Genomic DNA, 15,203 nt, shown 5'->3' on the forward strand with positions numbered 1-15,203 from the left:
TCCGACGCGGGCCTTCCAATGGAAATTTTGATGCGACGGGATAAGCGGGACATATCAAGACAAAATAAGAAATGTCCCGATGCAGAAGCGGAGTTGAGCGGGACAGAAGGAAGTTGCGAGTTTCGATAGCTGAATTATCCGTGCGATACATCGCCCGCGTTACCGTTTTTTTCTGGCCAGATCGACCAAAGCTAGGTTCGGTTCCGCACATGAAGGCCAGCTTAACAGAATGAAATATTGATAACATGACCTAAGCTTGGTGTGCTTTGGAAAGTAGCCCTTTATCCTACCCTTAAAATGTCGATCACGCCCCAAAATAGGCCCCAACTTGACCAAGCCAAAGCCCCAGGGTGCAGCCCGTTTAGGAACGCAAGGGACCATCCTGCCATGCGTGGATATGCGAACGCAGGGTAGGGAACTTGATGCTTGCAGCTACACCTTGGCGGCCAACACCGTGCGGCGTCTGCTGACAGATCTGGGCCATAAACGCAAAGCGCGTCATGTGATGCCAGATATGCAAACCGACATCCAGGCGCGTGCATGATGAATGTGGTTTATGCCCTTTATCTGGCGCTTGCCCTGACATTTGGCCGCGCGGCTGATCCGATGGCGTTGTCGGTTTGGTGCAGGCGGTGAAAGTCACGATCCGCGATGCAATGACGCACCCGGCATTGTTCGGCCCTGTCTTTGCTGGTGAAAGCTTCACAAGCTGGCGCGCCTTGTCATCGGGCTTTAGCGGCTAACACTGGATACCGCCAAAATCGATACATTGAGGACGCCACGGCGCGCCCACAGATGCCTTTGCAGAACTTTGGCTCGTAGGGCGGCGCGGCGGCAAGCCCCATGCAGCGTCCTATACAAGCGTCCAGGGCTATACATTGGCCGCAGTCATTGCGCTAATCGGGCCAGCCATTGCGACATAGGGCGGCAAGTTAATCGCACTGTCATCACCCTATGCTAAGCGTGGCATTCTTTGGAATACCTTTAAGCGCAGCTTAGCTAATCAAGCGGAAAAGAGCGTTCTGGTGGCGCGCGGGAAGTCCATGGCCACGAAACCGATCTTGCCGCAATATTTTGTCGATGACGCCGTGCGCGATGATCCAGAGGCGGCAAGGGCTGCATATCTGGCGGAATTCCGCAGTGATTTTTCAAACTTTGTGGATTCCGAGCTTATCGCGAATTGCACCCGCCCCAAGCCGCAGCGGCAAGGGCCAGTTCGACCATGCCGCTGGCGCACATGATGACCGCGCCAATGCCGTGGCGGGCCTTGTGGCGCATATGGTCAAAAAGGAAATAACGTCATGGAACGAAGCCGCCAATTATAGTCACGGGGCCGATGACTGCCATGCGTGATCAGAACTAACGCGCGCCGATCACGCTTGAAGCACTATCTTACAACATGAAGTACGTATTTTAATATATTGAACTCATGATAAAATAATCAGGTCAAGGTGCGTTGAAAACTTTTGTATGCAGCAACGAATATTGTTTGCCGCCCGGTGACACTGCCCAAGCCGAAAAGACCGAAGTGACCTCAACTCTTTTGATACTATCATTCGGGCCTCAGCCATTCCCGGATTGGCGGTGCCGCTTACTTATATCTTCGTATTTGAATTTGCCAATATGGTCTATCCGACGCTTTGGGCGTTTTGGGGCGCGCGACGTATTTGGCTGGGACGGCATTACAATTGGTCAAACTTTGTCCGATTGCGGCATACTGATCGCTGTAGTGCCGGCGGGGGTGCTGTCGTAAATGACCACGCGGTGTGCAGGCTATCATACCCTGCTTTTTGCCACGGAGGCTGCGGTGGTCGGGTTGGTGGGCTTTGGATGCTCAACGACGGCTTGGGCTGTGGCGCCGGTTCTCACACTGGCGACACTGGCCGATATGGCACCTCCGCTGATGACTGCATTTGCGGCCAACCCCGTGGGCGAGGACAGCCAAGGCTTGGTGCAGGGGGGGATTGCATCAGTGATAGCCGTTGCGGCGCTTCCGTCGCTGTTCAAGCTATCTAGTCGCAGGTTGGCAGTGTCGCACTCGTTGAATCTTTAAAGTGTAGCGGCGATCAGCGGGTTTGCCCTAAATTCGGAATTTTTAACAAGAATATGACCGTTGCGGTAGGTGCAACGGCGGACATGAATACGTCGAAGCATCTGGCTTGGCGGGTAGCCACGCTTCGCCAATCCTTTTTGCGGCCAAACATCAATTTGATCCAGCTGCGCCTAACGTAACGACGCTTGTTTTTCCAGCAAGCCCCATCGCGATACGCGCGCACCCCCATGTCACTCCACAGGTTCCAACGCGTTTAAAGCGTCTTATGCCGACGATTTTCATTTGGGTGCAGTACACCAAGGCGAGCCATTGCTATTGATTAAGATAATGCCGCTTAGTGCGCGCTTACACTTTCATGTCTCACATCATGGCTCTTCGGTAAACATGTTCGAAGCCGCGTAATTTGATATTTGTTCAGCACGTAAAGAATGCTCACCGCCGCTTCGCGTTTGGGCAATTTGAACCAAGCAGGTCGGGCCGCTTCGGATGAATTAATGGGTTGTAAACTACTGGCTACCTTATCTGCTGAAATAGTTAACATTCCGTCTTTGATGCAGCCAGTATTTGGTGTAAGCTTACTCCAATACTCTGTTCAAACAAGTTTATTCGCGTTGCTTTGCCTGAGTGTATTTTTAGCAAGTTTATTTTTTTCAGTGCCTTTGGCTCAAGAAATCATTTTTTGGAGAAACGATCATGACAAATCTTTCACCCGGCGATCTTATTATCGTTCAATACCATGCTGATACGGCGACAGGAGGATCGACCATCGGCGACGGGTTTACTTTCGTCTTGCTTGAAGCGGTGGATGCCAGCACAGAAATTCGTTTTACCGACAGCAATTTTAATGCAGACGGGTCGGTTTCGTTGGATGAAACAACCGCGGTGTGGACCTCGGGGGAGGCGCTGGGTGCGGGCACAACCGTTCGAATTTACGATAACGTAGGTGGCGACTCTGACGGTAATTGGCAGACTGCGTCATTTGGCGCGCTCACTTTTCCAAACGGATCAGGTAATTTAACGACTTCTGGTGACAGCATAGTCGCTTATCAGGGTCCGCAGGCCGGCCTGGGCCAGACGCCTGCGCAATTGTTGTTTGGAGTGGCGCTGACTGATGCGGATAATCTTGGCAATCCCAAAACCGCCGAAGGGTGGAACACATTCGGCAGCACGACAGACCAGAATGAAAGTGCACTGCCCAATCAATTGGTAGGGTACGAAGTTGGCTTTGCAGGTGCAGAGCCTGACAATGCTTACTATAACGGTCCCCAATCGGGCGACAAAGCTGCTATTCTCGCCGCGGTCACCAATCCGCCAAACTGGGTAGCATCGGATTTGCCCCAAATTTCGGCACCGAGTTTGGCACTGCCCGTCGAATATAATTTTAGTATTTTCGTCGCAAGTGCGGCGCCGACACTTGACACCAATGTCGTCTCGAATGTTGACGAAGATGACTTGCACACGATCACAACAAGCGAGTTGGATACGAGCGACGGCGACACCGCCGATAGTGCAATCGTATACACGTTGGATACTGCGACTGCCAATGGAACGCTGTGGGTCGATGCAGATAACAGCGGCACGATAAACAATGCGGAAGCGGCACTTGGGGTTGGAGGCGCGTTCACACAGCAAAATATTGTAGATGGTGATCTGGCCTATCAACACAATGGTAGCGAGACGACGTCGGATAGTTTCCAGTTTGACGTGAGCGACGGACCAAACAGCATCAACAATCAGGTGCATAACTTTGCAATCGCTCCGGGCAATGACGCCCCTGTCATCAATGGTTTTAACGGCGATATTTCCGCCTTCAACGAGTTGTTTGGCGGGCCAGTGGGCATCGAATCCGGTGTCAACGTAGGTATAACCGACGCGGATGACATAAATTTCAACGGCGGCACGTTGACAGTGTCCTTCACCGGCGGGCTCAGCGAAGACCAGCTAAGCATCAACAATGGGGGTGCGTCAGGCATTGGTGTTGCGGGTGGTGGCGTCTTCTTCAACAGCTCCCAGATCGGGACATTTACCGGCGGCGGAAATGGTGCGGATCTGGTGATCAGCTTTACGTCAGTCAACGCGACGCCTGCAATCGTCTCCGATCTGATCGAAGCATTACGCTATGACAACTCCGGCGGTGCCAACCCGACTGCTGGGGCGCGCATGATCAATGTTGTACTCAATGATGGTGATGACAATTCCGCGCCTGTTGCCGCGACTGTGAATGTTACAGCCGTGAACGACAATCCGACTGCCACGGGAATTCCCACGGATATCACTGTAGACGAGAATGCTTTCACCGCGCTTGATCTGTCAGACATCACGGTTGCGGACCCAGACAGTAACCCTGTTGCCTTCACCTTGACGGTGAGTGCTGGCGAAATTGCTACTTCAGACGGGATTGGTGGTCTGATCCCGCAGGGTACATCGGTCACTCTCAGCGGAACAATTGCTGAATTCAACACAGCTTTAGCTACTCCGAATTTGCTGTTCTACCGTGGCGCTGTGGACGTCGAGGGCGATAATGCTGCAACACTCACAGTGACGGCCAATGACGGCGATGGCTCTGGTGTTGTGACGTTGGGCGTCGTGAATATAGATATTACACCGGAAAATGAAGCCGCTGTCGCCAATGATGATGCCGTTTCAACTGACGAAGTCACTGTTTTGAACGGCGATCTTTTTGCTGATAACGGCAGTAATGCCGATTCCGATGCTGAGAGCGATCCGTTTTTCGTCACTGAAGTCAACGGGCAGTCCGTACTGGTCGGCACTCCGACAACCTTGATTTCAGGCGCGACGTTGACTGTAAATGCGAACGGGACGTTTGCCTATGATCCAAATGGTCAATTTACTGATCTAGCAGGACCGGCATCGGGCGCGTCCAACACAACCGACACCGATACATTCTCTTACACGGTGACGGGTGGAGATACAGCGCAAGCGACCGTTACGATAAATGGCTTGGACAACGATGATGTGCTGCTTGGTACTGCCAACATCGACACTCTTTTTGGGGGCATCGGGAATGATACATTGCTGGGCGGCGATGACGACGACAGGTTGAATGGTGGTGCGGGTGCCGACGTCCTGGACGGCGGGGCAAATAGCATATCTTTCTTCGGGGGCGACAGGGCCGACTATGCCGGATCCGCAGCATGGGTAAATGTATCGCTTGAAACCGGCTTTACCGGTGGCGGTGCTGGAAGCCATGCCAGCGGAGATACCTTTATTGGCATTGAAAGGCTGTCTGGTTCCATGTTCGGTGACCGTCTGCGGGGCGATGCCAACAATAATGTTCTCACTGGTGTCAATGGTAACGATACACTCACGGGTAGCGGAGGGGCGGATCTCATGAATGGCGGTAGCGGCGTGGATACCGCTGACTACAGAACCAGCATCAGCTTCGTGAACCTAAATCTGGCCACGAATGATAACTCTGGCGGTGGTGTGGGAAATAATGCAGAGGCCGATACTTATAGTGAAATTGAAAACCTTGGCGGATCGCGTTTCGACGATTTCCTGACCGGCGATGCAAACGATAACGTGCTCGAAGGGAACCTTGGCGCAGATGCCCTCGACGGAGGCGGCGGTACGAACACCGCGCTATATGCTTCCTCGGAGGGCGGAGTTAACGTTAGCTTGGAAACAGGATTTGCAGGAGGCAAATCTGGCACCCACGCGGCCGGTGACACCTGGACCAATATCAATAACTTCATAGGCTCTGACCATAACGACCTGCTCAATGGGGACGATACTGCCAACATGCTGACAGGTGGGATGGGCGATGATCTGCTGCGCGGACGTCTGGGAAGTGATACGCTGGATGGCAGCGACGGCTTTGATATGGCCAGCTATTCCGACAGTGATACGTTTGTTTCGGTTAACCTCGCTACTGGTGCGACCACTGGTGGTGGTGCTGGCAACGATGCCGAAGGCGACATCTTCATCTCCATCGAAGACCTTCAGGGCTCACGCTTCGCAGACTCGCTGACCGGTGATGGTGGTGATAACTTTCTTGAGGGGCGTCTGGGTGCAGACGTGCTGAATGGTGGCGGCGGCGATGACACAGCAAGCTATGCTGGATCAGCGACCTTCGTGAATGTAAGCCTTCTGACGGGCTTTGCGGGTGGCGGCTTAACCAGCCACGGTACAGGTGACGTCTGGATCGATATCGATAACTTCGTAGGTTCGGACCATAACGATCGCCTGAATGGTGACAACAATGCCAATGTTCTTGAAGGTGGACTGGGTGACGACACGTTGGCCGGTAATGGAGGCGAAGACGTCTTTATCTTTGTCGAAAACGGGGGCGTAGATGTGATCCTTGATTTTGAAGACGGCATTGACCGTCTGGATTTCACAAATCTCTCTACGTCTAGTCTTTTGATCACTGATGCAGGACCTGATGCGGTGATTGACTATGGAACGGGAAGCGTCATCATCGAGAATGCAGCGGGACTGGTGAGCTACTTAGACATAGATGTGTTTGCACTTTAACGTCTTGGCACATTGAAAAGAACTATGCCTGCTCCGCGATGACTGAGTGGGCATAGTACCAATATCTTACGTCAGCGCCTATGGTTCCGAATAGCGATATTTTCTGAGAGGGCTTTGTTGGCTCATCGTGCCCACTAAGAAGTGGAAGATGAGACAGACATCCGGAACATGCAAAAGCCTTGGTGAGAAGAGTGTCAAAGACATCAAGCGAGCAACTTGCAAGCATGATTCACCTGAAGAGAAGATCCGCATTGTGCTGGACAGGTTGCGTGGTGAGGACAGCATTGCTGAGCTTTGCCGCCGTGACGGCATTTTTTAGGGCATTCGTTACAAATGGTCTGAGGAATTCACGGGCGCTGGCAAGAAGCGGCTGGCAGGCGATACAGCGCGGTCTGCGAACACTGACGAGGTGAAGGAGCTGCGCCGCAATATGAAGGAAGTCGTGGCGGAGTAAACACTCGACCTGCGTTTGCTTAAAGAGAGCATAACAGGCCCCACTCGGCAGAAAGCCTTGCAATCGCCTGCCGGGCAATGGATGGGGGCGACCCAGAATGAGGCACCCCGCATCCGAGAAACTTGAGATCATTCGGTTGGTTGAAGAAAGCCATCTGGCAGCTCGTTTGACGTTGGCAGCGCCGCAACAACTTCAGAGGTACCAGTAGCTATATTGTATTCAAAAGAATCCTCTACTGAGGCTAGAGGTTCTTCAATTTTGAAACCAAATTTCATCGTTCCGGTATCGACATTATGGTCTACACTAAAACGCTTTGAAGCGCTATCTTTGTCAAATCCCGCCATCTATCAAGCCTTTACAAAATTGAATATCGTTTCTAAATATTATCACACCGCTTGATCCTTAAAAAAAGTATCAACTATATAAAATGCAGAAACGCATGAAAGTAGCGGTTTACTTTCTATAAACCCACTAAGTTGTGTAATTGTTTTTGTCATCCTATTCACATCAATAAGCGCAACATTCGCGAATGGGCCACTGTTTAATAAATTTTTGCCTGTGTACATATGAGACCGCGAAACGCCAAACGCGTTTTTCATAAACTGCGTAAGAGGCTTGGGGACATGAATAACATCTTCTTGGGAAGCTACGAACACAACTAATAAGTCACTTTCAGAAGGGCTTACCCACTCGTCCTTAAGCGCAAAATCATTTGTTCTGGACAATGCTACTGCCAGAAATTTGTCAAAGTCTCTCGGTGGAGATATTGAGCTGTTGGCAAGATAATTTCTATCACTTTGGCCCCTGACTTGTTCAGGTAAAGAGGACAAGACCAAGCCATACAAAACTATAGCTAAAATAGAACTTTTCACAATTTCTCCCATATTATTTTGTTGTGAACTTGAAGCGGCATGAAGCATTTGCGCAAAGCGCCCCATCATCCCCAAACACTAGGCAAGATTGAGCGTTGGCATCAAACCCTGAAGAACCGGATCCCACTGTAAAACTACTTCGTTACCGGTGATCTCGAAGCCCACTGTAGCCTCTGACTTATTCTTGATATCAGCTTCGCTGAATCAACAGTTATTTACATTGAAGCGAAACGCTTCAGAATCGTCATCCCATTCGGGATCAATATCAACGATCGACGCGTATATCAGCTTGGCAAAGCATTCCGCATTCAATTTGCGTGATGCAGTATTAACAAACAGAAACGCCATACTTCGCCCGCCGCCCACTTCCACAACCATCATGTTTGTTATGGATTCATGGTGGGAGCCTTTTGCTCTCTCCACGAGCGGCCGGATGCTCTCTGCATTCGGCACAGAGTCCGATGCATTCCACCCATTAACCTTGTATATAATCATATCCGCATCCGAGAATTTGACAGGTTTTTCCAAAGAGAAGAACTTACCCGCGTCTAATTTATGAAGATATTCACGCGTTCCATCACTTTTGAATTCAAAAATTATCCGGATAGGTAATTCGATTTTGGGAAAACTCTTATTCTCCGCCTGAGAGCTGACGGAGGATGCAATGTACAAAGTGATTATAATTATCAAAATTACGAATACTATAATTCTTTTGGTAAGACGAGTTATCGCGCTCATAAGACGCCCTCTCTTTATCTAGTAGACTGAGAAATGCATATTTTAAATATGTTACACTATAATACCTCCCTAGTAACCGTTTAAGCCGCCTTTCATTTGAAGTTTAATGAGCGTTCGGTCCGACCTCCCTATGGCGTGGGGTCGCGGTGCTGAGACGGACAACGGTCGACATGACAGTGTGCTCTGCACTTAAGCAGTCTGACACTTCGCTCCGGGTGCGCTGAGCTTTGTATCCTGATTTCCACCGCCTCAGCATTACATGCGCCGCATCGTAATACTCACACCAACGTTGACGTTTGCAACAGGCGAGAGCTGGCTCGTAAAACGGGGGCAGAGTTGCCGGTATCAAAGCTGGATAAGTTCAGCCGAAAGGGATCGTTCATCGCAGGTTTGAGTGACATATGGCCGAGCCAATGTTCGCTTTTTGGAAACAATGGAAAAACTAATGGGTTTAGGAATCGCTGTAGACGCACATTTGAAAGAATGTGTTCTCTGATTTTTTTTCGCCGAAAGGGCTGATTTTAAGGCCTGGGATTGGCTTACTTCAAGATTTCGCCGATGTTCGAGAAGCTTGGAAGATCATACTGAGCGCCTTGGGAATTGATCAAGGAAGTATGGCGTTGGCAGGTCCACCCTCAAGATCCGTTTTAGAACTGCATTAAAATCCCCTCCCAGAGCCGGATCTTGAACAGCTGGAATGTTGTCCACCGACATGATTGAGTTGATCAGTGACGTCCTGAGGGTAGTGCACGTCATTCGAATGAGGGTGTTGGGGGCCTGTCTCTTCGGCCGCACCACGCTATCCCTTTGCTGGACGCAAGGGCAGGGCGGTAAAGCGCAAAAGGCTCTACCATCTCTACACGGCGGGAAAGCTGGTAAAACGCGACCGAGGCTCACGAACGACAGCGCCCGCCGAAAGTGGCGGTGCAAATGTGACACGATGAGGGCCCCGCTTTTCGTTAAGAAACCAAACCGTCAGAGCAGCGCGGTAAGTGTGGGACATATCAGAATATCAACCAAGTATAGCGAAACCTGATCCGCAGACTGTCGGTGTGAATGAGAGAAGTCGGCGAAGCAATTCTATGAACAAGGATGGCGAAGTTTCTTTCCGTGAGAGGGCCGAGGCAGCTTTGCTGTCTCGGCCCTGCTCTTTTGGGATACATTGCCTTGCGGTCATCAATCGGGCGTTCTTACAGGATTGAAATCTGGAACAAGACGTCCTGATAATCCATGTCGCCGCCGCCCATCAGATCTTCAAAGCCGATGTTTAGGGCTTCGCCACCGACTGACACACCTGACAGGGCATGTTGGACCCCATCAGAGTTCAGGTCAGCTCGCAGGCTATGATACGTAGTAACATCGATCACCGAACCATTTACTTCGAGGGAAATATCGCTGCCATCGGCAATATTTGCCGCAGCTCCCATATCACTGACAAAACGGAACGTATCCGTTTCATCCAGCAAGTCTCCGATCTGTGCGGTTTTGCCTTGGGCAATAAAGAAGCCCAATTTGTTGCCGGCTTCCACGTCGGTGATGTCGAGAGGCGTACCGTCATCACTGATCATGTCCTCGACAAGAATCCGCACATCAACGATGTCACCGGTTGTATCGACTTCATAAACACCAAGCGCATTGTGGATGGCGGCGGTGCTGCGTGCATCGGTAGTGAGCTTGAAATCAGTGACGCCATCACCTGTCAGAAACAGCTGATTGGAGACGCCGTTGATCGCGTCTGAACTCACTGATTTGCCTTCGCCCAGGTCGGGCAGGAAGGTTTCAAATGTCACCCGCGTTGCAGCACCCGCCTTGGCGGCCATGAAATCACCGCCGCGCAGGTCATTGGTGAATGTGACCGTCCCGTCGGCATTGTCATCGCCATCAATATCCACGCTCAGGCGCGCGGGGCTACGCTCAAGTGTGAAATCACTGCGGGTCAGTGACACCTGCCGGAAAATCAGCGCATCCTGTTCGCTCAGATCAACCATTGTGTTTCCAAAGTGGTTGGCAGGAGTATCGATGAACACATCGCGGCCTTCGCCGCCGGTGATGGTGTCATTTCCGCCGCCACCCGCGATGGTGTCATTGCCGCCCATCCCGTCTATTTCCTCGTCACCATTGCCACCTTGAAGGCTGTCGTGATCGGGGGTTCCATTGATATTGACAGGGGGGCCGAGTGCCAGAGGCAAGGTCACAAAGTCATCGCCTTCGCCATCACCCGGCGTACTGTCTGGATCGGTCTCGTTCACCCGCACGAGTTCTGCCGTGACATCGCCCGATCCTGTTCCCTCGACAGTCAGATTAAGCGTACGCGTCAGGTTGTCGCGCAGGTTGCCCAAGGTCCAGATGCCGGTGGTGGTGTCATAGGTGCCCTGAATTGCCTGTTGGGATGCAACAGTCATTCCTGTAGGCAGCGTCACTTTGACTTCCACATCCGATGCAACGCCAGGCCCGGCATTGTTGATGTCGATTTTCAACAAGCGGTTGGCATCGGCAGAACCTGCCTCGACGCTTGCTGTAACCGACAGATCGGCCTCCTCTGGTAGTGCACCTGCCACAGGGGCGGCATCTACTGTCTGGTTGTCGCTCAGCACAATATCGAACCCGTCTGAACGAACAGTGGATGTGGTGCGGATCGTGCCTGCAGCAATTGCGGTGCCGCTCACGACCACGGTTACCTGCTCATCCGCAGCGAGATCGCCGAGATCCAGATCGTAGCTTGTGCCATTAAAGGTCGCAGGTTTGTCGAAGGTGATACCATCGGTATTGCTTATGACTTCTTCAAGCGTGATGTTTGTGGCCGCTGTGGTGCCGACGTTCTTGATCACAACGGAGTAGCTGAAATCTTCGCCCGCAGTGAGATCAGTAAGGCTGGCGATGCTCGATGTGACCTGAAGGCTGACCTCATCAACCGTTTGCTCTTCTACAACCAGAACACCCGATACTGCCGAGTCATTGCCGCTTTCAGAGTCATAAGTGCCGGACAGGACATAGGCATCTGCTGCTAACTGGTCTGCTGCAACCGCCGCCGCGTCCACCTCAACGTCTATGGTAAAGCTGGTCGTCGCGCCCGCCGCAATGTCACCCAGATCAAAAGCGTGGTCTGCCAGATCAGTAGTAGAGGCGGCAATCGACGATGTTTCCAACGGCGCAAGATCTGCCAGATTGATCAATGCGGTGATTGCTTTGGCAATATCCGTGGCAGAGTTGTTTGTCGCTGTGACAGTATAACGGATTGTGTCACCTGCCTTGGCCTCTTCGACGTCGGCCTCAATAGAAATTGAGATATCAGCCTCAGAGCCAACGTTCACGCTGAATGCGGTTTCGGCAATGGTGATCGGGTTCACGCCGTCATCTACAACTGCATAGACGAAGTAGTCATCCGGTACGACGCCTGTTGGATCCCAGACGAAAGTACCGGTGCCTGCACCTGCTGCCAGATTGCCTGCGAAGACGCCGTCAAGTTCGGTAAGGTCGTCATCATAGAAAAAGCTGATGCTGACCGCAGAAGCGGGCGTGTCCAGAGTAAAGCTGTATTCAACGTCGCCGTCGGTTTGGATCACGGCTGTCGGACCAAAGACAAAAGTAGGCGATTCCGTTTCACCGCTTGCGGCGTATGTGACTTCGCCCAGACCAGTTGGATCGACGACTTCAAGATCCCATGTTCCTTCCTCTGGCGCGTCGATGATCACGACACGCTCTGTCGGGCTGGAGAAGTCTTCGACAACCATAATCCGGTTGGCAGCGAAATCCGCTTCTTGAATAACGGTGCCATCCGGTTTGACAACAAAGACACGTGCATCCGGATCGGCATTTTCCCACAGCGCATTGAGCATGACGTATTCGCGCCCGCCAGTGATGAACCAGGACGATGTTTTCGGGATATTGTCGCCGCCAATGACATTCGCAGTCCCGTCGAAATTGACCCGCAGGCCAAGCGTAATGTCATAGGCTTTCCATGGTGTACTGATCGTCTTGGAGCCCCAGCCGGCGACGAAGTCGTTGTTGTTGGCGCCGTCATTGACAAAGATGATCGCACTGTTAGCCGAACCGAGTTTGGTACCGCCCGTCCAAGGTACGAAATCCGGGATCGCCACGGCGGTGTTGCCGATGGCGGAGAAGTTGAAAGAACTGTCGGCCTTTAGCGTGGCCGAGGAGGTAAAGAAGCCGTCTAGCACCTTGGTGGTACCTACGAACTGCATGAAGCCTTTGGACCAGTCGAGTGTTGCCGTGGAATCGTTGTTCATCAGGCTGACAGGGCCAAAGTCTTTACCCAATATCGACCCTTTTACAGGGAGGAAATCAGTGACCAGCTTGCCTTCGATCATCTCCTTGTTGGCTGTAATCGTACCAGTCGATTTGGCAAGGCTAACGCCGCCAAGTTCAGGCCCGAGGGTGATACCGACTGAGCCTGCCAGTGTAAGCGGTTTTGTCTGGGACGGTGCAAAATTATCCACTGAACCGCCAATGGAGTTCCAGAATAACAGCGGATAGGCTGGGATAGGACGGTTCAGGCCGCTGACGTCGATGCCGACCTTGTCGAGTTCAAAAGGATCAGTAACAAATTCCACGCTGATCTTGGCCGATGCGCCGCCTTCGTCAGGGTTAAGCTTCTTGCCAAAGGAATTGCCGAATGGCGTTCCGATCGTGACAGAACCGCCAATCTCCCGCGATGTCGTATCAAATGTGACTTCCATTTCGCTAAGCGAAAAGCCAGCGATCGGACCGATGCCAAGCGCCGCCTTTGCGCTGCCCACTGCAGTAAAATCGCCGTCGCTGTTTACTTCGATGTAATTGGGTTTGGCTGCGGTTCCCGCAAGATCGACCTCAAGCGACTTGGCGTAATCCTTGAGCCAAGCGGTGTTCTCGAACTTGACCTTTGACTGGAACCGGATCGCGTCATCCTGCGCACGGTACTCCAATGATGTGCTGCTGGCGCTGACATCAACCAACCCCAGAAGGTCAAATTGCTGGTTACCCGGAGGGTTGATTTTGAATCCGGCTATCGGATACGCGCCATTAGAGCTGAAACGCAAAGCTGAGTCCAGAAAGTCGGTGGTGGTAATTGGCAGGGCAGTCAACTCGTCGGGCATCTTATACTCGATGTCAAAACCGACGACGTCGCTGAGCAGAGACATGGATTTGAACTCCACGTCAAGGCTGGCCATCTTGTAGGTACCGGTCGAGGTTTCCTTGACCGTCGCCTTGCCAGTATTCAGATTCATGGTGAAATCACCATTGTAGAGGCTGCGCGCTTCATTACCGATGCCCGCAAAAACAGTCGCGCCGGTGACTGTCAGTGTGTCTTGGTTATAGGTCGCCTTTCCGCCCTCGGCGCGGATCAGAACGCCTGCGCCGTCACTCCTCCCGATGGTGATGCCGCCGGTGTTTTCGCAAAGATCGTTGGTATCGTTATGCTCGAAGTCGTCGCCTAGCGAGGTGATGACCCATGGCATGACATCTTCGCAGTCGCTGGGTTCGACCGTGACGGAATAGTTCCACGCCGTGCCAGCATCGTCGGTGGCCACAATCACATTCAGCGTGTCCGAACTGCCTGCTGGCAGTTCAATGGTGCCGCTTCTTGAGCCGCCGGTAAAGCCGGTGTCGAAGAGGTTCTTGCCCTCATAGCGAATGATGAACCGGTCAGGGATCGTGTAGTGGGTATAACTATAGGTGATCTCGCCGCCGTTCAACGTCTCTAACGTGATCGTTTCGGACGAGCCTTCGAAGCCGCCGCTGTCGCTGATGGTGACGGTCTGCTCAACGGCAACTGCACCGAACTCATCGAGTTGCAAAAGGGCAAAATCATCCTGTGCCGTATATTCAGTGATATCAATTTCGCCACGCATCAGCGCGACAAATGCCTCGCCTTCGTCGCCTCTGCTGTCCACGGCGTTTACGCGGGCATCAATCCGGTGGCCCAGTTCTTCGAGCAGCACATCTACCAACCGCGCGGAAGAAGAAGAGCCATCCAGAAGGGCGTCCGAGACGAAGATCGTGTCGATCTCCTCGGCATAGGCCGCATCGGCAGATCCCATTTCGATGGCAGATACGATCTCGACATTCGAAAAATCAGCGCCACTAGCGCGCCAATCGTCCAATAGGGCGGTCAGTGAATCGTTGGCGCCGAAAAGTGCGGCAACCGCGTCATATCGCGCGATCAGATTGTCTTTGAAAAACTGCGAAGCGGTGCGGATTGCACCATCTAGAACATCGGTTTGAGTTGTTGAATAGTCGCTTTTGAAATCTCGCATAGTATCCCCCTCCAAGGAGCGGCCGGAACGGCCACGCGGCGCAAATCCATCTTCACGTTAACGTGAATTCAAGAAGTTGAATACATTATTTTTAGAAAATCTTTTACACGTTTGATTTAAAAGCCGAATTTTTGCCTCAATCAAAACCTACACTCTTTACCTAAAATCTCGATGCATGGCGCTGTCGCGGCAAGTGGTTACTCGCGGAACGCTCACCGATTCTCCTTTGAGTCCATCTGGTCACATTGCGCTCGGAAAGCTGGCTGCGACGCCACATATGTCATAAGATTTGCTTTGCTGGTCGATGCTTCTTTTGAGAAGGGCTAGGCGACAGA

The 15,203-nt window shown here is 52.1% G+C and carries 7 protein-coding genes and 1 pseudogene; 4 read left to right on the top strand and 4 right to left on the bottom strand.

From position 1 onward, the window contains the following. The first annotated feature begins 1,043 nt into the window (after nucleotides 1-1,043). The 4 genes and pseudogenes from Q0775_RS16185 to Q0775_RS16200 form a co-directional block, all read left to right on the top strand. A complete protein-coding gene (locus Q0775_RS16185; protein WP_298863235.1) occupies nucleotides 1,044-1,241 on the top strand; it encodes a hypothetical protein in 198 nt (65 codons plus the stop codon). A gap of 512 nt (nucleotides 1,242-1,753) precedes the next feature. After that, nucleotides 1,754-2,053: a hypothetical protein gene (locus tag Q0775_RS16190; protein ID WP_298863238.1), complete on the top strand. Its 300-nt coding sequence runs from the start codon at nucleotides 1,754-1,756 to the stop codon at nucleotides 2,051-2,053. A 693-nt stretch (nucleotides 2,054-2,746) separates the two neighbouring features. Continuing rightward, nucleotides 2,747-6,550 (top strand): cadherin-like domain-containing protein, encoded by a 3,804-nt coding sequence (locus tag Q0775_RS16195; RefSeq protein WP_298863241.1) that lies wholly within the window; start codon nucleotides 2,747-2,749, stop codon nucleotides 6,548-6,550. A gap of 148 nt (nucleotides 6,551-6,698) precedes the next feature. Next, nucleotides 6,699-7,179 (top strand): annotated as a pseudogene (locus Q0775_RS16200) (transposase); the annotation flags it as partial. On the opposite strand, the gene Q0775_RS16205 reads toward Q0775_RS16200, so the two are convergent. The 4 genes from Q0775_RS16205 to Q0775_RS16220 all read right to left on the bottom strand — a co-directional run bounded on the left by Q0775_RS16205 (nucleotide 7,133) and on the right by Q0775_RS16220 (nucleotide 14,868). Further along, nucleotides 7,133-7,348, bottom strand: coding sequence for a hypothetical protein (locus tag Q0775_RS16205; protein WP_298863837.1), 216 nt, complete (start codon nucleotides 7,346-7,348; stop codon nucleotides 7,133-7,135). The pseudogene Q0775_RS16200 and the gene Q0775_RS16205 sit on opposite strands and share 47 nt — an antisense overlap. A gap of 42 nt (nucleotides 7,349-7,390) precedes the next feature. Next, the gene (locus Q0775_RS16210) at nucleotides 7,391-7,945 is read right to left on the bottom strand and encodes a hypothetical protein (protein ID WP_298863243.1); all 555 of its coding nucleotides are present in this window, start codon (nucleotides 7,943-7,945) and stop codon (nucleotides 7,391-7,393) included. A gap of 135 nt (nucleotides 7,946-8,080) precedes the next feature. Then, nucleotides 8,081-8,614 (bottom strand): hypothetical protein, encoded by a 534-nt coding sequence (locus tag Q0775_RS16215; protein ID WP_298863245.1) that lies wholly within the window; start codon nucleotides 8,612-8,614, stop codon nucleotides 8,081-8,083. Nucleotides 8,615-9,804: 1,190 nt separating this feature from the next. After that, nucleotides 9,805-14,868 carry a DUF4114 domain-containing protein gene (locus Q0775_RS16220; protein ID WP_298863248.1) on the bottom strand — a complete coding sequence of 1,688 codons (5,064 nt, stop codon included), beginning with the start codon at nucleotides 14,866-14,868 and terminating at the stop codon, nucleotides 9,805-9,807. Nucleotides 14,869-15,203 lie beyond the last annotated feature (335 nt).

Source organism: uncultured Sulfitobacter sp., assembly GCF_947499945.1.
Lineage (GTDB): Bacteria > Pseudomonadota > Alphaproteobacteria > Rhodobacterales > Rhodobacteraceae > Sulfitobacter.